The organism is Curtobacterium sp. MCLR17_031 (genome assembly GCF_003234775.2).
GTDB lineage: Bacteria > Actinomycetota > Actinomycetes > Actinomycetales > Microbacteriaceae > Curtobacterium > Curtobacterium flaccumfaciens.
This window is the reverse complement of record NZ_CP126270.1, coordinates 180263-202898: the sequence shown is the minus strand read 5'-3', so window position 1 is coordinate 202898 and position 22636 is coordinate 180263. Positions and strand designations below refer to the sequence as shown.

The window sequence follows — 22636 nt, the reverse complement described above, 5'->3', positions numbered from 1 at the left end:
CGTCTCGATCCGTTGGGGGGAACCGATCGAGCGCGACGCGCGAGGAGTTGGGGGGAACGTCTCGCGCGTTGTCATCACAGTACCCCCGGACGGGGGTCCGTGGCCGCAAGGACGCGCAGATCGGCGAGGCGGGATCTGAACGCGACCCGGGAACGGACAGGAGGCCCGGTGCCAGCTGGCACCGAGCCTCCTGTCCGTGGGGTGTCAGGTCCTAGGACTCGATCTCGCCCTGGGGCGTGTCGGTCGCGGCCTCGACCGCGGCTGCACCGGCGAGGACCTCTTCGCGGCCCGGCTGACGCCCGGTCTCGAAGTGGAACGCACCGTCGACGAAGTCGACCTTCACGTGGTCGCCAGCGTTGAGCTCACCCTGCAGGATGTGCTCGGACAGCTGGTCCTCGACCTCGTGCTGCATCGCGCGACGCAGGGGCCGAGCACCGAGGGACGGGTCGAACCCGACCTTGATGAGCTGCTCCTTGGCCGGCAGCGTGAGCTCGACGGTCATGTCGCGGTCGAGCAGGCGGTCGGCCAGACGCTTCACGAACAGGTCCACGATCTGCAGCAGCTCGGGCTGCGACAGCTGCGGGAACACGATCGTGTCGTCGACGCGGTTCAGGAACTCGGGCTTGAAGTGCTTCTTGAGCTCCTCGTTGACCTTGCCACGCATGCGGTCGTAGCCGACGGCCGAGTCACCCTCGACCTGGAAGCCCACCGGGCCACCGGCGATGCCCTGCGAACCGAGGTTCGTGGTCATGATGATGACGGTGTTCTTGAAGTCGACCACGCGGCCCTGACCGTCGGTGAGACGGCCTTCCTCGAGCACCTGCAGCAGCGAGTTGAAGATGTCCGGGTGGGCCTTCTCGATCTCGTCGAACAGGACCACGGAGAACGGCTTGCGGCGCACCTTCTCGGTGAGCTGGCCGCCCTCCTCGAACCCGACGAACCCGGGAGGGGCACCGAACAGGCGGGACACGGTGTGCTTCTCACCGAACTCCGACATGTCGAGGGAGATCAGCGCGCCCTCGTCGTCGAACAGGAACTCGGCGAGGGCCTTGGCGAGCTCGGTCTTCCCGACGCCCGTGGGGCCGGCGAAGATGAACGAGCCGGAGGGACGGTTCGGGTCCTTCAGGCCGGCACGGGTCCGGCGGATGGTCTTGGACAGGGCCGAGATGGCCTCTTCCTGACCGATGACGCGCTCGTGCAGTGCCTTCTCCATGAAGACGAGACGCGAGGTCTCCTCTTCGGTGAGCTTGAACACCGGGATGCCCGTGGCCTGGGCCAGGACCTCGGCGATGATGCCCTCGTCGACGGTGCCGGACGCGGCGACGTCACCCGCACGCCACTGCTTCTCGAGGCGGAGACGCTCGCCGAGGAGCTTCTTCTCCTCGTCGCGCAGGCTCGCGGCCTTCTCGAAGTCCTGCTCCTCGATGGCGGCTTCCTTCGATCCGCGGACCGTCGAGATCTTCTCGTCGAACTCGCGGAGCTCCGGCGGCGCCGACAGGATCGACAGACGCAGGCGAGCGCCGGCCTCGTCGATCAGGTCGATGGCCTTGTCCGGCAGGAAGCGGTCCTGCACGTAGCGGTCCGCCAGGTTCGCCGCGGCGACGATCGCGCCGTCGGTGATGGACACCTTGTGGAACGCCTCGTACTTGTCGCGCAGACCCTTGAGGATGTTGATCGCGTGGGGCAGCGACGGCTCGTTGACCTGCACCGGCTGGAAGCGACGCTCGAGTGCAGCGTCCTTCTCGAAGTGCTTGCGGTACTCGTCGAGCGTGGTGGCACCGATGGTCTGGAGCTCACCGCGGGCGAGGAGCGGCTTGAGTATCGAGGCCGCGTCGATCGCACCCTCGGCTGCACCGGCACCGACGAGCGTGTGGATCTCGTCGATGAAGACGATGATGTCGCCGCGGGTGCGGATCTCCTTCGTGACCTTCTTCAGGCGCTCCTCGAAGTCACCGCGGTAGCGGGACCCGGCGATGAGCGACCCGAGGTCGAGCGAGTAGAGCTGCTTGTCCTTCAGCGTCTCGGGCACGTCGCCCTTGACGATCGCCTGGGCGAGGCCCTCGACGACGGCGGTCTTGCCGACGCCGGGCTCACCGATCAGGACGGGGTTGTTCTTGGAGCGGCGGGAGAGGATCTGCATGACCCGCTCCATCTCCTTCTCGCGCCCGATGACGGGGTCGAGCTTGCCGTCACGCGCGGCCTGGGTGAGGTTCCGACCGAACTGGTCGAGGACCTGCGAACCCTGCTGCGCGTTCTGCTGCTGCTCGCCGCCGACGGCGACCGCTTCCTTGCCCTGGTAACCGGACAGGAGCTGGATGACCTGCTGGCGCACCCGGTTCAGGTCGGCGCCGAGCTTCACGAGGACCTGGGCTGCGACACCCTCGCCCTCGCGGATCAGGCCGAGCAGGATGTGCTCCGTGCCGATGTAGTTGTGGCCGAGCTGCAGCGCCTCGCGCAGGGACAGCTCGAGCACCTTCTTGGCGCGCGGCGTGAACGGGATGTGCCCGGTCGGCTGCTGCTGGCCCTGCCCGATGATGTCCTGGACCTGCTCGCGCACGGCGTCGAGCGAGATGCCCAGCGACTCCAGCGCCTTGGCGGCGACGCCCTCGCCCTCGTGGATGAGGCCGAGGAGGATGTGCTCGGTGCCGATGTAGTTGTGGTTGAGCATCTTCGCTTCTTCTTGAGCGAGGACGACAACACGACGGGCCCGGTCGGTGAATCTCTCGAACATGTGCTCTCCCTTGGCCCCTGATGAGCGGAGCCGACGCTGTGCCGGTCTCGTGTGAGTCCGGCCAAGTACTTCGAGAGTAACCAGCGCTCCCCCCGGGGGCTGCCCCTGTTCGCCGTGGGCGTGACCAGGGTGCGTCTTGTGCGCAGTGAGCGAACGACGAGACGGACTGGGCCCCGCCGCCAGTACCGGACCGACGCGCCAGCGGCGGGTCGGCCGTGCCGGTGGGAGAGGCCCGTGGCGGGATCGCCACGGGCCTCCAGTCCGCTTGTCGGTCGCGCCGGGTCAGCCGCGCCGCACTGCGCGACGCAGGTCGCGTCGGAAGCGGCGCGCGTCGACACCCAGGGCGTCGAGGACGTCGTGCGCCGATCCGGCGAGCGGATCGTCGACCGATTCGAGCACGGCGAGGACGACGTGCGGTGGCCGGATGCGCTCCGAGCGGCCGGCGATCGTCGCGGCGCGAGCGAGCACGCGCATCGCGGCGGGCGTGCACGCGACGCGGTCGTGTTCGCCGGGGCAGGTGGTGTGGGCGCCGACGAAGGCGCGGATGCCGGAGCGGACGGTGTCCGGGGAGATCCGGTGGGCGTCGAGGACGGGCCGGAAGCGGGGCATGCCGGCGCAGAGCGTGACGGCGGCCAGCAGCAGGTGTTCGGCGTCGACGAAGCCGAAGCCGGACTCGTGGGATTCGAGGTCGGCGAGCAGCACGATCTCGCGACCGTGCCGGACGGAGGGGAGGGCAACGGAGAGCTGAGCAGTCTGCATGTATTCAGAATATCGCATGCCGCTGCGAAGGGACAGCCCGTATCGGAGGTGCGCTCGGTACGATCCGCTCATGGAGCAGCCCGTCGTCGGCCTCGTCGTCCACCCGACCAAGAACGTGCAGGAGTCCGTGACGACCCTGCAGCGCTGGAACGCGTCCGGGCAGGGCGAGCTGCTCGCCCGGCGCGCGGATGCCCAGCGCATCGGCGGCGGGGTCGACGTGGTGGACGACGACGACTTCACCGACCGTGTCGACCTGGTCGTGGCCCTCGGTGGCGACGGCACCATGCTCGGCGCGATGCGGCTCGTGGCGAAGCGCCCGGTGCCCGTCCTCGGCGTGAACTACGGCAACGTCGGGTTCCTGGTCGAGATCGAGCCGCCCGAGCTCGAGAGCGCTCTGGAGCGGTTGTCCGCCGGCGAGTACCAGCTCGAACCGCACCACGCGCTCGAGGCCCGGTTGTCCTGGGGTGGCGCCCGCACCGACTACCTGGCGTTCAACGACCTGACCATCGTGCGACGACCCGGCTCCGGGCAGGTGTCGGCCGACCTCAGCGTCGGGGGCCTCGGGTACGGGTACTACCGGGCCGACGCCATCGTGGCCGCCACCCCGGCCGGCTCCACCGCGTACAACTACGCCGCCGGTGGGCCGGTGCTCTCCCCCGCGCTGTCCGGCTCCGTGGTGACGCCGGTCGCGCCGATGGCCGGGATCGACCGCTCGGTGGTGCTCGCCGCGCGGGAGCGCTACCGGTTCGACATCGCCGAGGGCACCAGGAGCGCCGCGCTCGAGGTCGACGGGCTCGTGGTCGGCGAGGTGGCCACCGGGGCGCAGATCGACATGCGGCTCCGGAAGGACGCCGGCAGCGTGGTGCGCCTCGACGCCGAGCGGCACGGGCGCACCGGACGCGTGAAGCTGAGTCTGCTCGACCTGCCGGTGCGGCCCGACCAGCTGGTCGAGCTCATCCCGAGTGACCTGCGGCAGAAGCTCCGGCGCGAGATCGACGACTGACGCCGCTGGCCCTGACCCCGGGAACGTGAATGGCCCGCTCGAGCAGTGCTCGAGCGGGCCGTCCCATCACCCCACCGGATCGTCTTCCCACAGAACGACCCGGTTTCCCCGCGCCGGCACGGGTGAACGTGCCGGCCGAAGTCCTCTGACCTAGTCGGTCAGGTACAGCTGCATGTCCTGCGAGACCGCCTTGGCGAACAGCCGCAGCTTGGCGCGCGACTCCACCCGGCTGACGGCCTGGCGGGTCGTGTGCACGATCTTCGAGATCTCGTCGAGGGTCATCGGCTTGTCGTCGTCCAGGCCGTAGCGCATGCGGATGACGTTCGCCTCGTCGCTGGGCAGCTCGGCGACGATGGAGCGGATGTCGCGGTGCAGCAGCGTCGTCTCGGTGAGCTCGTTCGGGCTCGCGGCGTCCTCGTCCTCGATGAAGTCACCGAGTTCGCTGTCGTCGGAGTCGCCGACCACGGTGTGGATCGAGACCGGCTCGTGCGAGCGGCCCTTGAGGTCGACGAGTTCCTCGACGCTCATGCTCAGCTCGGCGGCCACTTCCTCCGGCATCGGCGCACGGCCGAGGTCGACGGTCAGGTCACGCTCGGTGCGCGAGATCTTGTTGATGAGCTCGACGGTGTGTACCGGGATGCGGATCGTGCGCGCCTTGTCGGCGAGACCACGCGAGATGGCCTGGCGGATCCACCAGGTGGCGTAGGTCGAGAACTTGTAGCCCTGCGTGAAGTCGAACTTCTCGACGGCACGGACCAGGCCGAGGTTGCCTTCCTGGATGACGTCCATGAAGGGCAGGCCGCGCTGCGAGTACCGCTTGGCGATGCTCACGACGAGGCGGAGGTTCGAGGTGATCATGCGCTCCTTGGCGCGCTCACCGTCACGGACGAGCCAGCGGAGTTCACGCTGCAGGGTCTTCGCGAGACCCTTCTCGGTGGCGAGCTTCTCTTCGGCGAAGAGCCCGACCTCGATGCGGCGTGCGATCTGAGCTTCTTCCTCGGCGGTGAGGAGCGAGAGACGGCCGATGTGACGGAGGTAGTCGCCGACCTGGTCGACCGAGGCACCGCGGACACCGGCGAGCTGCTCGTCGGCCTCGACCTCGGTGTCGAGGGAGGTGGTGGCGGACTCGGCGGTCGCGGTCTTCGATGCCGATGCCTTCTTGGTGGCGGTGCGGCGGGTGGTGCTGGGTGCAGCCGTTGCGATCGTCATGGTGTTTCTCCCTGCGTTCGACGGTGATGGCTTCGTGGGGCGTTGCCGGGGGGTGCTGATGAGTAAAGCGGCCCGGAGGTGTACCCCACAAATCGTTCGGAGCGATTCTCAGGGTTCTCCGTGCTTCGTCATCGAAAGCGTCCCCCGCGGGGTACAGCCCACCGACAGTCTGGTCCCCCATCCGGCCCCGGATCAAGCCGTCAGCGCCGTGTTTCCGGCGTTGCAGGCGTGTTTCACCAGCGTTTCCAACCCTGTACCCCGAGCGACTGCGCACTCCGGACATGCAAAAGGGGTACGTCCGACCGGATCAGTGCGATCTGGTCGTCGTACCCCGAATACCGAATGGGTGGGGGTCACCAGGAGGGTTCGAGCCACCCGTCCCGGCGCTTGGAGACCTCGAGGTCTGCGTCTCGGTCGAACTCGTCGTACTCGCTCTCGATGTCACCGACGAGGCTGCGGCCCGTGAAGGGATGTGCGGTGGTTGCCATGCGGACGATGCTCACCCCGGCACGCGTCGGCGAGGTGAACGGTGTGTGACGGTCCGTCGGCGCTCAGACGTCGAGGTCGTCGACGTCGCCCTCGTCGTCGAGGGGTCCATCGACGCTGCCGACGGGCGAGACGGACGCCCCGGACGCCGGGTGTCCGAAGGCGTCCTCCACGTCGAGGTCGTCGAGGTCATCGACGCCGGTGGCGGACTCCGGGATGGTGGGCATGCGCGACAGGATCACACCGCGCGGTGAACACGGGGTGAAGTGGATCGGGCGCGGGCGGCTACTCGGCCGACGTCGGAGCCGGCGCGGGGCGACCGTGCTCACGCTCGAAGCGGGCGCGTTCCTCGGCCTCGACCTTGGCGTACGCGGCACGCTCGGTCCGGTCAGCACGCATGATCGCGCGCATCACGAACCAGAAGATCAGGCCGACGACGATGGTCGGCGTCAGGGCGAAGACGATCCCGCTTACGACTCCTTCAGGCACCCGAGCATCGTACCCCGGTGGGCCGGGAGCTACTTGACCAGCGGGAACAGGATCGTCTCGCGGATGCCCAGGCCCGTGATCGCCATGAGCAGGCGGTCGATCCCCATGCCCATGCCGCCCGACGGGGGCATCGCGTGCTCCAGGGCCCGCAGGAAGTCCTCGTCGACGCGCATCGCCTCGAGGTCACCACCGGCCGCGAGCTTCGCCTGCTCGACGAACCGCTCCCGCTGCACGACCGGGTCGACGAGCTCGGAGTACGCCGTGCCGAGCTCGAAGCCGCGGACGTACAGGTCCCACTTCTCGACGACGCCCGGACGGGTGCGGTGCTGCCGGGTGAGCGGCGAGGTGTCGACCGGGAAGTTCATCACGAAGGTCGGGCGGTCGAGCGAGTCGATGACGAAGTGCTCCCAGAGCTCCTCGACGTACTTGCCGTGCGTGGCGTGGGCGACCTCGACACCCTCGGCCTCGGCGAGCGCCTGCAGCTCGGACAGCGGGGTCTCCGGGCTGATCTCGCGCCCCGCGGCCTCGGACAGCGAGCCGTACATGTCGATCCGGGGCCACTCACCACCCAGGTCGTAGGTGCTGCCGTCGGGCAGGGTGACCTCGAGCGCACCACCGGTGACCGCGCGGGTCGCGTTCTGCACGAGTTCCTGGGTCAGGTCGGCCATCTGCTCGTAGTTGCCGTACGCCTGGTACGCCTCGACCATCGCGAACTCGGGCGAGTGCGACGAGTCGGCACCCTCGTTCCGGAAGTTGCGGTTGATCTCGAACACCCGGTCGATGCCGCCGACGACGGCGCGCTTCAGGAACAGCTCGGGTGCGATGCGCAGGAACAGCTCGGTGTCGAAGGCGTTCGAGTGCGTCACGAACGGTCGTGCCGAGGCGCCGCCGTGCTGGGTCTGCAGCATCGGGGTCTCGACCTCGAGGTACTCGTGCGCGGTGAAGGTCTGGCGGAGCGACGCCATCACGGCGGCGCGGGCACGCACGGTGGCGCGGGCCTCGTCGCGGACGATGAGGTCGAGGTAGCGCTGGCGGACCCGCGTCTCCTCGTTGAGTTCGTTGTGCAGGTTCGGCAGCGGCAGGATCGCCTTCGCCGCGATCGCCCAGTCGTCGACCATGATCGACAGCTCGCCGCGGCGCGAGGAGATCACACGGCCGTGCACGAACACGTGGTCGCCCAGGTCGACGAACTCCTTCCAGCGGGCGAGGGACTCGTCCCCCACCTCGGCCAGGGAGACCATCGCCTGGATGCGCGAGCCGTCGCCGGACTGCAGGGACGCGAAGCAGAGCTTGCCGGTGTTGCGCGAGAACACCACACGACCCGCGATGCCCACGACGTCCTGGGTCTCCTCGCCGGTCTCCAGGTGCGCGTACTGCTCGCGCACGGCCGGGATCGTCGTGGTGATGGGGAGCTCGGCGGGGTACGCCTCGATGCCCGACTCCAGCAGCTTCGCCCGCTTGTCGAGCCGGACCTGTCGCTGCTCGCTGGTCTCCTGCTCGGCCAGTGCGGCGGCGTCGGCGATCGCGGTGTCGGGGGTGACGGTCTCGTCGGTCATGCGGGTGCGGCTCCGATGGTCGTGGGGGTCGGGGGAAATGCTACCCGCGCCGCGGTCCCGCCCCCGAACCGCTAGAGCGTCGACTGCCCGTCGGCGGCGGTGAGTGCGTTGTCGACGGCGGAGCGGACGAGCGCACCGAGGACACGTCCGGGGTGTTCGACGCCGATGCCGGACAGGGTGCCCGCCGACTGGTCGACGATCGCGGTCGAGAAGCTCACGGCGGCCCGCACCGCATCGGCGTAGGCGGGCCGGTCGCCTTCGGCCACGACGAACGGTTCGGCGCCCATCTCGACCACGAGCGCCTGCGCGATCGGCAGCACGGGCGCCGGGGCGGTCACCGCGCAGTACGCGTCGCGCAGCCGGGACAGGTCGACGCTCGTGCCCGTGAAGGCCATCGCGGGGTGGATCGCCAACGGGATGGCACCGGCCGCCATCGCCGGGGCGAGGATGCCGACGCCGTGGTCCGGGCTGGTGTGGACGACGAGCTGCCCCGGCTGCCAGATCCCGGCGTCCGCCAGTCCCTGCACCAGCGAGGCGAGCTGGTCGTCCGGCACCGCGAGCAGCACGAGTTCGCTCCGCTCGACCAGGTCCGGCGTCGCGAGCACCGGTGCGCCCGGCAGCATCGCCTCGGCGCGGTCACGGCCCTCGTCGGACACGGCGGTCACCCCGACGACGGCGTGCTCCGCGTTCGCCAGGGCTGCTCCGAGGACGGGTCCGACCCGTCCGGCACCGACGATGCCGACCCCGAGACGCCCGGCCCTCATCGTGCGGCTCCGGTCGGTGGGACGTCGTCCCAGCCGGCGGGGACGGCGCCGGACCGGTGGTCCGCCGCCTGCCCGGCAGGGGCCCCGGACCCGGGCACGGTGTCGGACGCAGCGTGCGTGGCGGACGCGGGACGGGCCTCCCGTTCGCGCCAGCGGTGGGTCGTGTCGACCGCGGCCGCCTCGACGGCACGCTGCGTCGTCTCCGCCCACAGGCGCTGCGCGTCCCGCGCGTCGAGCGCACCGACGCGGGCCGAGACCGGGCCGGCCACGGTGTGGACGTGGACGGCTGCGAGCCGAAGGGCACGCTCGAGGGGACCCTGCTCGACCTTGACGCTCTGCACCCGGGGCAGCGGCACGATGACGAGCGACCGCCACACGGCACCGAGCCGCAGCAGCACCGCACCCTGCACGAACCGGTAGCCGTTGCGCCGGAACGCGAACGGACGGAGCCAGGCGCCACGGCGTGGGGAGTGCACGAAGCCACCGCGGTCGCCCGAGGTGGTGAGGCTGTCGTCGACGACGTCCACGGCTTCGGCCGCACCCTCGCGCAGGGCTTCCTGCGAGGCCTCGGGGCCCGCGACCACGGTGCCGACGAGCCCGGGCAGGATGATGTCGAGGACCTCGCGGACGTCCGCCGTGGTGCCCACGGGCAGCACGATCGAGGACACCTGCTGGTTGCTCGACGCCCCGTTGCCGGCGCTCGTCGCACGGTTGATGCGGATGTCCCACCAGCCGAACGGACGCCACAGCAGCGGCTGGGCGACGCTGACGGCGTGGATGCGCCCGGGCGGCAGCGTCTCGTTCGACGTCGAGACCAGCCCGAAGCCGATCCGGATGCCGTCGCGGGTCTCGGCGATCGTGTACTGCAGCGAACGGGAGAACTTGCGGACGTAGTAGCCGCCGGCACCGAGCACGGCGGGGAACAGCCCGAACAGCACCGCGAACTCACCGGTGAGGGCGACGCTGACGATCATGCCGGCGATGACGAGCAGCAGGAACAGCGTCGTGCCGGACAGCAGCATCGACGCGATGAGCCGACCGGGGCGCACCTTGACGATGCGGGTCGCGTGCACGGCCGCCGGGTCGAGCTCGGGCGAGAACATCTCGTCGACGCGGTCCTGCAGCGCTCCGTGCGACTGCCGCGACGGACCGCCGTGGCCGTCGTCGTCCTTCGCGCCGGACGCCAGCACCAGGATCCGCTGCCGCAGGTCGTCGGCGGCGCGGGCCCCGAGGTAGGCGAGCTGCACGTTGGCGTCATTGCCGGCCTGCGCGATCTCGAGCTTGGCGGTGCCGAACACCCGGGGCACGAGCGGCCGCTGGATGTTGATGCCCTGGATCCGGTCGAGCCGGGCCTTGCGGTGGTTCCGGAACAGCACGCCCGAGCGCACCTCGACGATCTCGCCGGTGACGCGGAACTCGTGCATGCGCCAGGACAGGTAGAACAGCCCGATCAGCACCAGGAGCAGCACCACGATGCCGAGCAGGACCCAGCCGACGACGCCGTGCTCGTACACGTACCGGACGGGGTCACCGTCCTCCTGCTGCTCGCCCGGGATGAAGAACTCGACGAGCTGGTCCCGCAGGCTGTTCAGCACGTAGCCGAGGATGACGATGAGGAAGATCCCGCCCTTGAGCAGCGGGGTGAGCGGGTGCAGGCGGTGCCACTCGCCGTCGGTCAGGGGTGCCGCGGCGGCCGCGTTGCCCCGGGTGGGCGGCGCGGGCGGAGCGGGTGGCGGGGTGCCCGGTCGGAAGGTCACGGACGACCCCTACAGTCCGGCGCGACGGGACTCGGCGAGCTCGACGAGGCGGTCGCGCAGCTCGTCGGCGTCCGCTGCCGGGACACCCGGGATCCGGACGTTCGTCGCGGCCGCGGCGGTGACGAACTTGAGCTCGCTCATGCCGAGCGCCCGGTCGAGCGGCCCGCGGGCGACGTCGACGAGCTGCATCCGGCCGTACGGGACCGCCGTGAAGCGCTGCCACATGAGGCCGCGGCGCACGACCAGGTCGTCGTCGCGGAGCGCGTAGCCGATGGCCCGGACCCGTCGGGGCGTGAGCGCGGCGGTGATCGCCGTGGTGACGGCGACGACGATGCCGATGGAGAGCCAGACCGTGCCGGCCCCGGAACCGAAGCCGTCGGTGACGATCCCGATGAGCACGCAGCCAGCGGTGAGCACGACACCGATCACGAGCGTGGTGATGAGTTCGGTCCACACGAGCTTCGCGGACACCCGCTGCCAGGCGATCCCACCGAGGCCGAGGCCGGGCTCGTCGAGTCGTTCACGCGGCATCGCGGGCCTCCTGGGGTTGCTCGGTCAGTTCACCGTCGTCGAACCGTTGCGGGGATCGTCACGGTCGTCGTCGTCACCCGGGGGTGCGATGCACATGCGCTCCGCCACGAGTGCGCAGACCGTCAGGACGATCCCGCCCCCGACGGCGATCACGTTCGGCAGGGTCGAGCCTAGCGAAGGCGTCGCGGAACGGGTCAGCAGGTACAGCACGAGGCCGAGGGCGAACCCGCCGAGCAGCGTGCCGCAGATGCTGGACGCCTTCGCGAGCACGACGACCCGCGTCGCGTAGAGCGGGTCGACCGGCCGCTGGCGTCCGGCGCCGTCGCGCGCGTGCCGGCGCACCGGGCGTGCCATGAGCACGACGGCGACGCCGATGAACGCGAGCGTGACGCCGAGCGGGATCGAGAACAGGAACGTGGGCAGCTGGCGCGACGCCAGGACGGCGTCGAGTGCGAAGCCGGCGACCACCGTCACGACGGCGATGCTGATCAGCGTGGAGGCGCGGGTGGGCTTCATGCGCTGGTCGCGCTCCCCGTCGGCCTGGAGGCCCGTGCCGGCTCCGCGAACAGGCGCGGCTCGTCGACGCGCTCGGTGTCGTCCCCCACCGCGGCGAGCAGGTCGGCCACCGGCCCGGCACCGGGCAGGACGGCCTCGGGGTCCGCGTCGAGCCACGGGGCGAGCACGAACGCGCGCTCCGCTGCCCGGGGGTGGGGCACGACCAGGGTGTCCGTGGCGATCCGCAGGTCGTCCACCGCGACGACGTCGAGGTCGAGGGTGCGGTCGCCCCACCGGACCTCGCGCGTGCGGCCGTGGACGTCCTCGATGCCGTGCAGGGCGTCGAGGAAGGCCTGCGGCTCGAGGTCGGTGTCGACGACCACGACGGCGTTCCGGTAGCGGGGCTTCGACGCGTCGAGGCCCTCGAGGGTCACGGCGACCGACTCGACCTCGCGGCTCGAGGCCACCGGCTCGACCCCGGGCAGGGCGGCGATCGCGGTGGCGGCGGCGCGGAGCGTGCTCCCCCGGTCGCCGAGGTTCGCTCCGAGGGCGACGACGACCCGGTGGGTCATTCTTCTTCCTCGTCCGGCACCGTGGCGCCGCGGGTGCGTCGGATGGTGATCGAGACGTCGGTGAACGGCACGGTGATCGGGGCCTGCGGCTTGTGCACCGTGACCTCGGTCGCGAGTGCGGCTCGGTGGGTCAGCACGGCGGCGGCGATGCGCTCGGCCAGGGTCTCGATCAGGTCGACCGGGTCGCGTTCGATCTCGGCGACGACCTGCTCGGCGAGGACGCCGTAGTGCACGGTGGCGTCGAGGTCGTCGCTGCCCGAGGCGGCGCGGGCGTCGAGCTCCACGGCGACGTCGACGACGAAGTCCTGGCCGTCCTCGCGCTCGTGGTCGAAGACGCCGTGGTGTCCGCGGGCGCGGACCCCGGTGAGTCGGATGGTGTCGTTCACGATCGAGCTGCCCTCCAGGCGTCCCAGACGTCGAGCACGGCACGGGTCGGTGCCGGGTCGTGCACGCGCACACCCCACGCGCCGCGTTCGGCGGCGAGCAGGCTGATGGCGGCGGTGGCGAGGTCGCGCTCCCTGGGCGGGGCGCCCTCGGGGCTCCCGACACCGTCGAGGAACCGCTTGCGTGAGGCGGCGACGAGCACCGGCAGGCCGATCGAGGCGAAGCGCTCGTAGCCGGCCAGGATCTCCCAGTTCTGCACGCCGTGCTTGGCGAAGCCGAGGCCCGGGTCGATGACGACCTGCTCCTGCCGGACGCCGAGCACGATGAGTTCGGCGACCCGGAGTTCGACCTCGCGCCGGACCTCTTCGACCGCGTGGGTGTACTCGGCGTTGCGGTACATCCGGTCGCTGTGGCCGCGCCAGTGCATGACGACGAAGCCGACGCCCGTCGAAGCCACGACCCGGGCCATGTCCGGGTCGGCGAGTCCGCCGGAGACGTCGTTGACGATGGCGGCACCGAGGTCGACGGCACGTTCGGCCGTCGCGGCGTTCATCGTGTCGACGCTGACCGGGATGCCCTCGGCGACGAGCTGCTGCACGACCGGCAGCACCCGTTCCTGCTCGACCGGCACGGGCACGCGCTCCGAACCGGGGCGTGTGGACTCGCCACCGACGTCGATGACGTCCGCACCGGCGGCGACGAGGTCCCGTGCGTGCTGCACGGCGGCGTCGTAGGCCTGGTGCAGCCCGCCGTCGCTGAACGAGTCGGGGGTGACGTTGAGGATGCCGAGCACCCGGGTGCGTTCCTCGGCCGGACCACCGCGGTCACGGCGACGGCCGGTCACGACCTCCGGCACCGGCTGGGGTGCACGGAGGTCGATCGCGACCGTCGCCGGTTCGGCGGCGGCGGCGCGGGCACGACTCACCTCGGCGAGTCGACGCTCTCGTCGCGTCGGCAGCTCGGTCATGCCGGCCTACGCGGGGGCGATACCCGGGTTGCCGAACGGGCGACGACGGGTCTTCGAGGTCGACTCGGAGTCCGACGGGTCCGCTGCGGTCGAGGCGGCCTTGCCGGGCACGTCGATCGCGGGCAGGTTGCTGACCGGGCGCTTGTCGCTGGAGAGCCACTGCGGGCGCTCCGGCAGCTTGCGGACGTCCTTGAAGATCTCCACGAGCTCCGGGGCGTCGAGCGTCTCCTTCTCGAGGAGCTCGCCGGCCAGGCGGTCGAGGATGTCGCGGTTGTCGTTGAGCACCTGGTAGGCCTCGTCGTGCGCGGCCTCGAGCAGGGCGCGGGTCTCGGCGTCGACCGTCTGGGCGATGGTCTCCGAGTAGTCGCGACCGGTGCCACCGCTCATGTCACGGCCGACGAACGGCTCGCTCGAACCGGACCCGAGCTTCACGGACCCGACGGCCTGGCTCATGCCGTACTCGGTCACCATCTTGCGGGCGGTGCCGGTGGCCTTCTCGATGTCGTTCGAGGCGCCCGTGGTCGGGTCGTGGAACACGATCTCCTCGGCGACGCGACCACCCATGGCGTAGGTGAGCTGGTCGAGGAGCTCGTTGCGGGTGACCGAGTACTTGTCCTCGAGCGGGAGCACCATAGTGTAGCCGAGGGCACGGCCGCGGGGCAGGATCGTGATCTTCGTGACCGGGTCGGTGTGCCGCATCGCCGCTGCCGCCAGGGCGTGGCCGCCCTCGTGGTACGCGGTGATCAGGCGTTCCTGGTCGGACATGATCCGGGTCCGGCGCTGCGGGCCGGCCATCACGCGGTCGACGGCCTCGTCGAGGGCACGGTTGTCGATGAGCTGCGCGTTCGAGCGGGCGGTCAGCAGGGCCGCCTCGTTCAGGACGTTCGCCAGGTCGGCACCGGTGAAGCCCGGCGTCTTGCGGGCGAGAAGCTCGAGGTCGACGCTCGCGGCGAGCGGCTTGCCCTTCGCGTGCACCTCGAGGATCTGCTTGCGGCCGGCGAGGCCCGGGGCGTCTACGCCGATCTGGCGGTCGAAACGGCCGGGGCGCAGGAGCGCGGGGTCGAGCACGTCGGGACGGTTCGTCGCGGCGATGAGGATGACGTTCGTCTTGCCGTCGAAGCCGTCCATCTCGACCAGGAGCTGGTTCAGCGTCTGCTCGCGCTCGTCGTTGCCACCGCCGATGCCGGCACCACGGTGACGACCGACGGCGTCGATCTCGTCGATGAAGACGATGGCCGGCGAGTTCGCCTTGGCCTGCTCGAAGAGGTCACGGACACGGCTCGCACCGACACCGACGAACATCTCGACGAAGTCCGAACCGGAGATCGAGTAGAACGGCACGCCGGCTTCACCTGCGACGGCGCGGGCGAGCAGGGTCTTGCCGGTTCCGGGAGGGCCGTAGAGCAGCACGCCCTTCGGGATCTTCGCCCCGACGGCCTGGAACTTCGCGGGCTCCTTGAGGAACTCCTTGATCTCGTGGAGCTCCTCGATCGCCTCGTCGGCACCCGCGACGTCGGCGAACGACACCTGCGGGTTCTCCTTGTTGTTGATCTTGGCCTTCGACTTGCCGAACTGCATGACCTTCGAGCCGCCACCCTGGGCGCTCGAGAGCAGGAACCAGAACAGGGCACCGATGATCAGGAACGGCAGCAGGATGCCGAGCAGCGACAGGAACCAGTTGCCCTGGGCGACGCGGTCGTTGTAACCGTCGGGCAGGTTGGCGTCGTTGACGGCCTGCACCACCTCTTCGCCGCGGGGCGTGGAGTAGTAGAACTGCTCCTGCTTGTCGCCGTCCTTCAGGACGAGGTCGACCCGCTGCTCGGTGGAGTTGATGGTCGCGGACGAGACCTTGTCATCGGAGAGCTGCTCGAGACCCTTCTGGGTGTCGATCTCTTGCGTGCTGCCCTGGCTGATGACGCTCCAGCCGATGAAGATGCCCGCCAGCGCGATCAGCACGTAGAGGTACGGGCCGCGGAAGATGCGCTTGAAGTTCATGTGATCCGGGCGCGAGTGCCCGACACCTTTCTCTGCCGAAGTTGCGTGCAGGTCAGCATACGGCCGCGATTCTGTGGCGAGAATGGGTGTCCTCTGCGGGCGAACTCACCCCCGGGCCAGAGTCGGCCGAGTGCGACCCGAGCGCGGCGGGCCGCCCGTCAGGAGTAGACGTGCGGAGCGAGGACGCCGACGCCGCGCAGGTTGCGGTAGCGCTCGTCGTAGTCCAGGCCGTACCCGACCACGAAGGCGTCGGGGATGTCGAAGCCCACGTACTTCACGTCGACCTCGACCTTGGCGGCCTCGGGCTTGCGCAGCAGGGCGACGATCTCGACGCTCGCGGCACCGCGGGACTGCAGGTTCTGCTTGAGCCACGACAGGGTCAGACCGGAGTCGATGATGTCCTCGACGATCAGGACGTCGCGCCCGTGCAGGTCGGTGTCGAGGTCCTTGAGGATCCGCACCACGCCGGACGACTTCGTGCCGGAGCCGTACGACGACACCGCCATCCAGTCCATCCGCGCCTGCATCTTGAGGTGGCGCGAGAAGTCCGCCATCACCATGACGGCACCCTTGAGCACCCCGACGAGCAGCGGGTCGCGGCCCGCGTAGTCGGCGTCGACGACCGCCGCGAGATCGGCGAGCTTCTCGTCGATCTGCTCGGGGGTGAAGAGCACTTCGGACAGGTCTGCCTGGACGTCGGAGAGTTCCACCACGCCAGCCTAACCGGCGCTGAACTCGATGCGGTCGCCGGTCCGCGTGGCACGGACGCCCGGCAGGTCGATCGGGCCCTGTCCGCTCCAGTCCGTGACCAACCGGCAGACCTCCAGCGTCTGGACGCGCGACAGCGTCACCCCGAACTCGCTCTCCACCGCCAGGCGCACGAGTCGCTGCCGGAGCGCCGGCGGGTTCGCCCCGAGCGCCCGCACCGACAGCGAGATGCCCGCCTCGGAGTGCTCGGCGATGTCCTCCGCGATCTCCTCGGCGAAGTGGTCCAGCGCAGCGGAGTCCTCGCGCAGCTGGTCGGCCGTGCGGGCCAGGGCCTCGGGCACTCCCGCACCGAGCTCCCGTTCGAGCACCGGCAGCAGGGTGTTCCGCACCCGCACCCGTGCGTACGCGGGGTCGTCGTTCTGCGGGTCGCGCCACGGCGCGAGCCCCGCTGCGGCACACGCCTGCCGGGTCGCGTGGCGCCGGACCGACAGGAGCGGCCGGCCGTAGGCCGGACCGCCGTCGCGCCGAGCGAGCGGCTGCATGCCGGACAGGCTGTCCGGCCCGCTGCCGCGCAGCAGGCCGAGCAGTACCGTCTCGGCCTGGTCGTCCAGGGTGTGGCCCAGCAGCACCAGGGGTGACCCGGTGGCGGCCGCGACCTCGGCGATCGACGCGTGGCGGGCCTCCCGGGCGGCGCCTTCCGGACCACCGTCGGAGCCGACCGTGACCCTGCGGACCGTCACCGGGTCGAGTCCCAGCTCGGATGCCTGCCGGGAGGCGCGGCTCGCGACCGCCTCGGAGCCCGCCTGGAGCGCGTGGTCGACGACCACTGCCCCGGCCCGCAGATCCTGTTTGCCCGCTTCGAACGCGGTGGCCGCCGCCAGGGCGAGCGAGTCCGGTCCGCCGCTCAGTGCGACGAGCACCAGGTCGCCTGCGGCGACCACGCCGTCGTCGACGGCTGCGGCGAGCAGGTCGCGGACCGCCAGGCGGGTCTCGGCGACGGCGGGGTCGAGCCGGGGACGCGGAGAGTTCACCCGGTAACGTTAGCCGCGCTTTCGCAACACACGACAGTCCCCGAAGCAGACACAGGAGCGCAACATGGCCGCGTACGACGTCGTCGTCGAGATCCCCAAGGGCAGCCGCAACAAGTACGAGGTGGACCACGAGACCGGTCGCGTCTACCTCGACCGCGTGCTGTTCACCTCGTTCGTCTACCCCACCGACTACGGGTTCTTCGAGAAGACCCTGGCCGACGACGGTGACCCCGTGGACGCGCTGCTGCTGCTCGAGTTCCCGACGTTCCCCGGCGTCGGCGTCAAGGTCCGCCCCGTCGGCGTCTTCAAGATGAGCGACGAGGCCGGCAACGACGAGAAGGTCCTCGTCGTCCCCGCCAAGGACCCGCGCTGGGCACACATCCAGGACATCGCGGACGTGCCGGAGCAGACGAAGGCCGAGATCGCGCACTTCTTCGAGCGCTACAAGGACCTCGAGCCGAACAAGTGGGTCAAGGCCGAGGGCTGGGGCGACGCCGCCGAGGCCGAGCGCATCGTGCAGGCCGGTCAGGCCGCGTACGTGCCCGGCTCGCACTGACGATCCCCTGACGACGAACGGCGCCCGCTCTCCATCCGGAGGGCGGGCGCCGTTCTGTGGTGGTGCTGTCGCGCGGGGCGTGCGGGGGGCGGGGGGGCCGGGGGCTTGCGGAGGCGGCGCGGGGCATGCCGGGGGCGTACCGGGTGGAAACGGGCGTACCTGGTGCGTTGATCCGTGCAGGTACGCCCGATCTCGCTTGGTACCGCAGCCACTCTGGGAAAGAACGGGCACTCCGGGAGCGGGCTACAGGGAACCGCTCGGGCGGGCGACGTACGGCATGAGCTGGTTCGGCAGCCAGATCGCGCGCTCGACGACGCCGACGCCGGGGCGGGCGGCCTCGACCATGGTGCCGTAGCTCGTCACGATCGAGTCGTGGTACGCCCCCGAGGCCGTGCCGTTCGACGAGTAGAACAGGATGTCGCCGGGCTGGCGCTGGGACAGCGGGACGAGGCGGCCGATCGACTTGAAGTAGTTGTACTGCCAGACCACGTTGTGTCCGCCGGTCGCGATGCCCTGCGAGTTGTAGGCCATCATCACGAGGCCGGAGCAGTCCCAGGTGTTCGGGCCGGCGCCGGTCAGGACGTACGGCTCGCCGAGCTGGGCACGGGCGAACGCGATGGCGCCGGCGGCCTTCGAGGGGCTGCTCGGGGCCGGAGCGGGCGCCGGTGCCGGCGCGGGGGCGGGAGCAGGCGCGGGTGCCGGCTTGCTCGGGGTGCTCGGCTTCGCGGGGGTGCCGGGGTTCGACGGGGTGCTGGGCTTGGACGGCGTGCTCGGGACCGCCGGGGTGGAGGTCCCGCCGCCGGTGCTGCCGGTGCCGCCCGTGTTGCCCGTGTTGCCCGTATCGCCGGTGTTGCCGCCGCTCGTGCCGCCGCCGGTGGCGTTCCCGGTGCCGGTGCCGGCGTCGCGCGTCTGCTTCGCGATGGCCGCCGCGGCGGCCTTCGCCTGCTGCGCACTCCAGTACGCGGTCTCCGTCGCGACGCTCGTGCCCTTCAGGTACGCGAGCTGGCGCAGGACTTCGGCCTGCTGGTCCTGTTCCTTCTGCACCCGGGCCTGGGCGCCCGCGGCCACGTCGTTGGCCGTCGCGAAGGTGGTCTTCGTCGCCTCGGTCGCCTTGCGCAGGGCCTTCTCGGCGGCGGACTGCTGGGCCGCCAGGGACTCGACGGTCTTCTGGTCGGCGCGCGCTTCGGCCAGGACGGTCGCGGAGCGCTCGGACAGGTGCGACATCGTGCCGACGCGGTAGAGCAGGTCCTTCGAGTCCGACGAGTCCATGAGCATGGTCGTCGACAGGTCACCGCCGCCCGTGCGGGACAGCTCGACCACGAGCCCGGCGACCTGGCCGGCCGAGTCGTCCGCCCGGGCCTTCGCACGCTTCGACTGCGCGGACAGGTCGGCGAGGGTGTCCTTCGCCTCCTGCTGCTGCGACGCCGCGAGGGCGTACGCCTGCCCGGCCTGCTGCTCGGCGACACCGGCCTGGTCGGCGGCGTCCTGCAGCGTGCCGAGCCGGTCGCTCAGCTCGTCGACCGTCTGCTGGGCGTCGGCCGCATCGGACTTGGCGGCCTTGACGTCGTTCCAGGACGGACCCGAGGGTGCGGCCTGGGCTGGTCCGGCGATGACGACCGAGAGGCCGATGCCGAGCACGGCGATGGTCGCGATCCCGCAGGAGAACGAGCGAGCGGAGGTGGTCATGACGTGGGTCGACGCCTTCTGGTGGCGCTGATGCTCATACCGAGATCCCCCGCGCTGCCATGAAGGGGACCGGGTCGACGGCAGCGCCGTTGATCCGGGTCTCGAAGTGGAGGTGGCACCCGGTCGACCAGCCGGTCGAGCCGATCTTGGCGATCTGCTGTCCCGCGGTGACGTGCTGGCCGGCGGTGACCATGATCCCGCCGTCGACGACGTGGCCGTACGCGGTGGAGATGCCGCCGCCGTTGTCGAGGATGACCTCGTTGCCGTACCCGCCACCGTTGCCGGCGAAGGTGACGGTGCCGTCGTGCGCCGCGTAGATCGGGGCGTAGCAGGCCGGGGCCAGGTCGACGCCGGCGTGCAGGGCGCTGACGTGCGTGTAGGGGTCGACGCGGTAGCCGTAGGGGCTGGTCTGGAACCCGCCCGCGGGGCGGACCCACCCGGCGGGGTTGGCGCTGCCGCCACCGGTGCCGCCCTGGCTGGTCGCCGCGGCCTTGGCTGCTGCCTTCGCGGCGGCTGCTGCGAGGCGGGCCTGGCGGGCCTTCTCGGCGGCGACGCCCTTGCGGTAGTCGGCCTCGACGCCGCGCTGCTTCGAGGTGAGCGCGGTCAGCTGTGCCTCGAGCCGGGACTCGTTGTCGTTCTGGGCGTCCACCGCGGTCTGTGCGGCGTCGGCGGCACCCTGGGCCTGCTGCATCTTCGACTGTGCGGCGTCGGCCAGGTCCCCGAGGGCCTGCTTGGCGCGGTCGGCCTTGTCGGCGAGGCCCTGGGCCACACCGCGGTCTTGCGAGGCCTGCGCGTAGATGCCCTCGGACTGCTCGCTGAGCTTCGACATGGCGCCGAGCTCGTAGAGCAGGTCGCCGGAGTCGGACGGGTGCGTGAGGATGTCCGTCGTCACGTCGTCACCGCTGGTGCGACCGAGCTGAGCGGCGAGCTGACCGGCCTGCTCCTCGGACCGTGCGGCGGTCTGCTTGGCCTCATCGGCCTGCGACTGGAACTTCTTCTGCTTGAGCGTCGCCTCGTCGTACTTGTTCTGCGCGGCCTGGTACGCCTCGCCCGCGGCCTGCGCGGCCTTCTGCTTGGCAGCGGCCTCGCTCTTCAGCGACGAGATGAGCGACTTGATCTCGCTGACCTTGGCCTGCTGGGCACTGGTCGACGACTTCGCCCGCTGCACCTCGTCCCAGCTGGGGTAGCTCGCAGCGCTGGCGGACGACGCCGGGGCGAGGACCGCGAGCGTGCCGGCCGTGAGCGCGACGGCGACCGCGGCGGCGATCAGGCGGCTGCGGGAGCGGAGGGAGAAGGGAGTGGAGGTCGACATGTATCTCGATTTCGTAACAGCGCGGCAAGGCTCACGCACGTAACACTGTTAACAGGTGCAACAGTAACAACACGGGTCGCAGGCTCGACAGCCCCTCGGACGAGGGGTGCGGCCGCCGACGATGCTCGCACCGACAGCATCGGAGACCCGTGCGCTGACGCCGCGACACGCCGGGGATGCACGGTTGGCGGGGTCGGATTTGTGAAACCCGGGGGGCATCCGTATGCTTGTCCATCGGTAGCGCGATGCACTGCTTGCGGCCCTATCGTTTAGTGGCCTAGGACACCGCCCTTTCACGGCGGCAGCACGGGTTCGAATCCCGTTGGGGTCACTCCTTGAGTGAGCGAGCAAGTAGTACTGAACAACACCACAGCAAGACACAACACAACATGGCCCTGTAGCGCAGCTGGTTAGCGTGCCGCCCTGTCACGGCGGAGGTCGCGGGTTCAAGTCCCGTCAGGGTCGCCACGGCTGGATAGCTCAGTTGGTAGAGCGTTCGACTGAAAATCGAAAGGTCCACGGATCGATGCCGTGTCCAGCCACCGGTGAAGGCCCCCTGCTTCGGCAGGGGGCCTTTTCCGTTGTCCAGCCGGCTTCGGCGGTCAGGCCTCGCGGGTCTTCGGGCTGCTGTCGTTCGTCTTCGCGGGGTCGCGCTCGACCACGGCGCCCAGGGCATCGTCGATCCGCGACAGGAGCTCCGCCGGGATCGTGACGCCGGCAGCGCCCGCGTTGTCGTGCACCTGCTCCGGACGCGACGCCCCGATGATCGCGCTCGCGACGTTGTCGTTCTGCAGGACCCAGGCGACGGCGAGCTGCGCCATCGACAGGTCGAGCTCGTCGGCGACCGGCTGCAGCTCCTGCACCGAGGACAGCACCTCGTCGCGCATGAACCGCTTGATCATGTCCGCGCCGCCCTTGTCGTCGGTTGCACGCGAGCCCTCGGGCAGCGGCTGACCCGGCTTGTACTTGCCGGTGAGCACGCCCTGGGCGATCGGGGACCAGACGATCTGCGAGATGCCGAGTTCCTTCGAGGTGGGGACGACCTCGTCCTCGATGACCCGCCACAGCGCCGAGTACTGCGGCTGGTTCGAGATGAGCTGGAAGCCGAGGTCCTTCGCGAGCGCAGCACCGGCACGCAGCTGGTCCGCGGTCCACTCGCTGACGCCGACGTACAGGACCTTGCCCTGGCGCACGATGTCCGCGAAGGCCTGCATCGTCTCTTCGAGCGGGGTCTCGTGGTCGTAGCGGTGCGCCTGGTACAGGTCGACGTAGTCCGTCTGCAGCCGCTGCAGCGAGCCGTCGATCGACTCGAGGATGTGCTTGCGGGACAGCCCGGTGTCGTTGTGGCCCTTCGGACCGGTCGGCCCGAAGACCTTCGTGGCGATCTCGAGGGACTGGCGCCGCTCACCCTTGAGTGCTTCGCCGAGGACCGTCTCGGCGCCGGTGTTGGCGTAGACGTCGGCGGTGTCGAACGTCGAGATGCCGACCTCGAGGGCGGCCTTGACGCAGGCGATCGCCGCGTCGTTCTCGACCTGGGATGCGTGGGTGAGCCAGTTGCCGTAGGTGATCTCGGAGACCTTGAGGCCCGAGTTGCCGAGGTAGCGGTACTCCATGTGCGTGTCACTCCTGTCGTGGGGCGCGTCGG

The 22636-nt window shown here is 70.4% G+C and carries 22 protein-coding genes and 3 tRNA genes; 5 read left to right on the top strand and 20 right to left on the bottom strand.

The features are described from left to right. Nucleotides 1-211 precede the first annotated feature (211 nt). Together DEI96_RS01020 and DEI96_RS01015 are read right to left on the bottom strand one after the other, a co-directional pair. Complete coding sequence (locus DEI96_RS01020; RefSeq protein ID WP_027467068.1) at nt 212-2731, bottom strand: ATP-dependent Clp protease ATP-binding subunit; 2520 nt, start codon at nt 2729-2731, stop codon at nt 212-214. 282 nt (nt 2732-3013) lie between these two features. Then, entirely contained in the window at nt 3014-3490 is a 477-nt protein-coding gene (locus tag DEI96_RS01015) for a Clp protease N-terminal domain-containing protein (RefSeq protein ID WP_181440551.1), read from the bottom strand. A 70-nt stretch (nt 3491-3560) separates the two neighbouring features. Here DEI96_RS01015 and DEI96_RS01010 point away from each other — a divergent pair, with 70 nt between their 5' ends. Then, nucleotides 3561-4493 (top strand): NAD(+)/NADH kinase, encoded by a 933-nt coding sequence (locus DEI96_RS01010; protein WP_071404515.1) that lies wholly within the window; start codon nt 3561-3563, stop codon nt 4491-4493. 150 nt (nt 4494-4643) lie between these two features. Here the strand turns inward: DEI96_RS01010 and DEI96_RS01005 are convergent, their stop codons facing one another. The 15 genes from DEI96_RS01005 to tilS form a co-directional block, all read right to left on the bottom strand. Beyond that, complete coding sequence (locus DEI96_RS01005) at nt 4644-5702, bottom strand: sigma-70 family RNA polymerase sigma factor (RefSeq protein ID WP_035809350.1); 1059 nt, start codon at nt 5700-5702, stop codon at nt 4644-4646. Between the two features lie 353 nt (nt 5703-6055). Then, nucleotides 6056-6190, bottom strand: a complete 135-nt coding sequence (locus DEI96_RS01000; protein ID WP_258320880.1) for a hypothetical protein — start codon at nt 6188-6190, stop codon at nt 6056-6058. A gap of 63 nt (nt 6191-6253) precedes the next feature. Beyond that, entirely contained in the window at nt 6254-6415 is a 162-nt protein-coding gene (locus DEI96_RS00995) for a hypothetical protein (RefSeq protein WP_181440550.1), read from the bottom strand. A gap of 58 nt (nt 6416-6473) precedes the next feature. Next, entirely contained in the window at nt 6474-6677 is a 204-nt protein-coding gene (locus DEI96_RS00990) for a hypothetical protein (RefSeq protein WP_071245264.1), read from the bottom strand. Nucleotides 6678-6706: 29 nt separating this feature from the next. Further along, nucleotides 6707-8233 carry a lysine--tRNA ligase gene (lysS, locus tag DEI96_RS00985; RefSeq protein ID WP_110863567.1) on the bottom strand — a complete coding sequence of 509 codons (1527 nt, stop codon included), beginning with the start codon at nt 8231-8233 and terminating at the stop codon, nt 6707-6709. A 71-nt stretch (nt 8234-8304) separates the two neighbouring features. Further along, nucleotides 8305-8997, bottom strand: a complete 693-nt coding sequence (locus tag DEI96_RS00980) for a Rossmann-like and DUF2520 domain-containing protein (RefSeq protein WP_181421243.1) — start codon at nt 8995-8997, stop codon at nt 8305-8307. Beyond that, nucleotides 8994-10754, bottom strand: coding sequence for a PH domain-containing protein (locus DEI96_RS00975; RefSeq protein ID WP_111024016.1), 1761 nt, complete (start codon nt 10752-10754; stop codon nt 8994-8996). Before DEI96_RS00975 ends, DEI96_RS00980 begins: the two co-directional genes overlap by 4 nt. Nucleotides 10755-10763: 9 nt before the next feature. Further along, nucleotides 10764-11285 (bottom strand): PH domain-containing protein, encoded by a 522-nt coding sequence (locus DEI96_RS00970; RefSeq protein ID WP_110863569.1) that lies wholly within the window; start codon nt 11283-11285, stop codon nt 10764-10766. Between the two features lie 24 nt (nt 11286-11309). Then, nucleotides 11310-11801 carry a DUF3180 domain-containing protein gene (locus DEI96_RS00965; protein WP_071404509.1) on the bottom strand — a complete coding sequence of 164 codons (492 nt, stop codon included), beginning with the start codon at nt 11799-11801 and terminating at the stop codon, nt 11310-11312. Beyond that, on the bottom strand, nt 11798-12352 hold the full coding sequence (folK, locus tag DEI96_RS00960) for a 2-amino-4-hydroxy-6-hydroxymethyldihydropteridine diphosphokinase (protein ID WP_111024015.1): 555 nt from the start codon (nt 12350-12352) through the stop codon (nt 11798-11800). The genes DEI96_RS00965 and folK overlap by 4 nt, the downstream gene beginning before the upstream one ends. Continuing rightward, the gene (folB, locus tag DEI96_RS00955) at nt 12349-12738 is read right to left on the bottom strand and encodes a dihydroneopterin aldolase (RefSeq protein ID WP_027467059.1); all 390 of its coding nucleotides are present in this window, start codon (nt 12736-12738) and stop codon (nt 12349-12351) included. The genes folK and folB overlap by 4 nt, the downstream gene beginning before the upstream one ends. Further along, complete coding sequence (folP, locus tag DEI96_RS00950; RefSeq protein ID WP_173032459.1) at nt 12735-13703, bottom strand: dihydropteroate synthase; 969 nt, start codon at nt 13701-13703, stop codon at nt 12735-12737. The genes folB and folP overlap by 4 nt, the downstream gene beginning before the upstream one ends. 6 nt (nt 13704-13709) lie before the next feature. Then, on the bottom strand, nt 13710-15698 hold the full coding sequence (gene ftsH, locus DEI96_RS00945) for an ATP-dependent zinc metalloprotease FtsH (protein WP_027467057.1): 1989 nt from the start codon (nt 15696-15698) through the stop codon (nt 13710-13712). 158 nt (nt 15699-15856) lie between these two features. Continuing rightward, nucleotides 15857-16408: a hypoxanthine phosphoribosyltransferase gene (hpt, locus tag DEI96_RS00940; RefSeq protein ID WP_111024079.1), complete on the bottom strand. Its 552-nt coding sequence runs from the start codon at nt 16406-16408 to the stop codon at nt 15857-15859. 9 nt (nt 16409-16417) lie between these two features. Continuing rightward, on the bottom strand, nt 16418-17437 hold the full coding sequence (gene tilS / locus DEI96_RS00935) for a tRNA lysidine(34) synthetase TilS (protein ID WP_111024014.1): 1020 nt from the start codon (nt 17435-17437) through the stop codon (nt 16418-16420). Nucleotides 17438-17501: 64 nt separating this feature from the next. Between tilS and DEI96_RS00930 the strand changes: the two genes are divergently transcribed. Next, entirely contained in the window at nt 17502-17993 is a 492-nt protein-coding gene (locus DEI96_RS00930) for an inorganic diphosphatase (RefSeq protein ID WP_111024013.1), read from the top strand. Between the two features lie 243 nt (nt 17994-18236). Here DEI96_RS00930 and DEI96_RS00925 read toward each other — a convergent pair whose 3' ends face one another. Both DEI96_RS00925 and DEI96_RS00920 read right to left on the bottom strand, forming a co-directional pair. Further along, a complete protein-coding gene (locus DEI96_RS00925; RefSeq protein WP_146246844.1) occupies nt 18237-19679 on the bottom strand; it encodes a C40 family peptidase in 1443 nt (480 codons plus the stop codon). A 34-nt stretch (nt 19680-19713) separates the two neighbouring features. Further along, on the bottom strand, nt 19714-20991 hold the full coding sequence (locus tag DEI96_RS00920; protein WP_071404505.1) for a M23 family metallopeptidase: 1278 nt from the start codon (nt 20989-20991) through the stop codon (nt 19714-19716). Between the two features lie 258 nt (nt 20992-21249). Between DEI96_RS00920 and DEI96_RS00915 the strand changes: the two genes are divergently transcribed. The 3 genes from DEI96_RS00915 (at nt 21250) to DEI96_RS00905 (ending at nt 21533) form a co-directional block, all read left to right on the top strand. Beyond that, nucleotides 21250-21322, top strand: a tRNA-Glu gene (locus DEI96_RS00915). Nucleotides 21323-21382: 60 nt separating this feature from the next. Continuing rightward, nucleotides 21383-21459, top strand: a tRNA-Asp gene (locus tag DEI96_RS00910). A gap of 1 nt (nt 21460) precedes the next feature. Further along, nucleotides 21461-21533 (top strand) — tRNA-Phe (locus DEI96_RS00905). 60 nt (nt 21534-21593) lie between these two features. Here the strand turns inward: DEI96_RS00905 and DEI96_RS00900 are convergent. After that, nucleotides 21594-22604, bottom strand: a complete 1011-nt coding sequence (locus tag DEI96_RS00900) for an aldo/keto reductase family protein (RefSeq protein WP_111022370.1) — start codon at nt 22602-22604, stop codon at nt 21594-21596. Between the last annotated feature and the right edge of the window lie 32 nt (nt 22605-22636).

Coding starts and splice junctions, on each gene's coding strand:
- DEI96_RS01020 (WP_027467068.1), bottom strand. CDS start 2,731: ATGTTCGAGAGATTCACCGACCGGGCCCGTCGTGTTGTCGTCCTCGCT.
- DEI96_RS00995 (WP_181440550.1), bottom strand. CDS start 6,415: ATGCCCACCATCCCGGAGTCCGCCACCGGCGTCGATGACCTCGACGAC.
- DEI96_RS01005 (WP_035809350.1), bottom strand. CDS start 5,702: ATGACGATCGCAACGGCTGCACCCAGCACCACCCGCCGCACCGCCACC.
- lysS (WP_110863567.1), bottom strand. CDS start 8,233: ATGACCGACGAGACCGTCACCCCCGACACCGCGATCGCCGACGCCGCC.
- ftsH (WP_027467057.1), bottom strand. CDS start 15,698: ATGAACTTCAAGCGCATCTTCCGCGGCCCGTACCTCTACGTGCTGATC.
- DEI96_RS01015 (WP_181440551.1), bottom strand. CDS start 3,490: ATGCAGACTGCTCAGCTCTCCGTTGCCCTCCCCTCCGTCCGGCACGGT.
- folK (WP_111024015.1), bottom strand. CDS start 12,352: ATGACCCACCGGGTCGTCGTCGCCCTCGGAGCGAACCTCGGCGACCGG.
- DEI96_RS00900 (WP_111022370.1), bottom strand. CDS start 22,604: ATGGAGTACCGCTACCTCGGCAACTCGGGCCTCAAGGTCTCCGAGATC.
- DEI96_RS00970 (WP_110863569.1), bottom strand. CDS start 11,285: ATGCCGCGTGAACGACTCGACGAGCCCGGCCTCGGCCTCGGTGGGATC.
- DEI96_RS00965 (WP_071404509.1), bottom strand. CDS start 11,801: ATGAAGCCCACCCGCGCCTCCACGCTGATCAGCATCGCCGTCGTGACG.
- DEI96_RS00920 (WP_071404505.1), bottom strand. CDS start 20,991: ATGTCGACCTCCACTCCCTTCTCCCTCCGCTCCCGCAGCCGCCTGATC.
- DEI96_RS00925 (WP_146246844.1), bottom strand. CDS start 19,679: ATGACCACCTCCGCTCGCTCGTTCTCCTGCGGGATCGCGACCATCGCC.
- DEI96_RS01010 (WP_071404515.1), top strand. CDS start 3,561: ATGGAGCAGCCCGTCGTCGGCCTCGTCGTCCACCCGACCAAGAACGTG.
- DEI96_RS01000 (WP_258320880.1), bottom strand. CDS start 6,190: ATGGCAACCACCGCACATCCCTTCACGGGCCGCAGCCTCGTCGGTGAC.
- DEI96_RS00980 (WP_181421243.1), bottom strand. CDS start 8,997: ATGAGGGCCGGGCGTCTCGGGGTCGGCATCGTCGGTGCCGGACGGGTC.
- folP (WP_173032459.1), bottom strand. CDS start 13,703: ATGACCGAGCTGCCGACGCGACGAGAGCGTCGACTCGCCGAGGTGAGT.
- DEI96_RS00930 (WP_111024013.1), top strand. CDS start 17,502: ATGGCCGCGTACGACGTCGTCGTCGAGATCCCCAAGGGCAGCCGCAAC.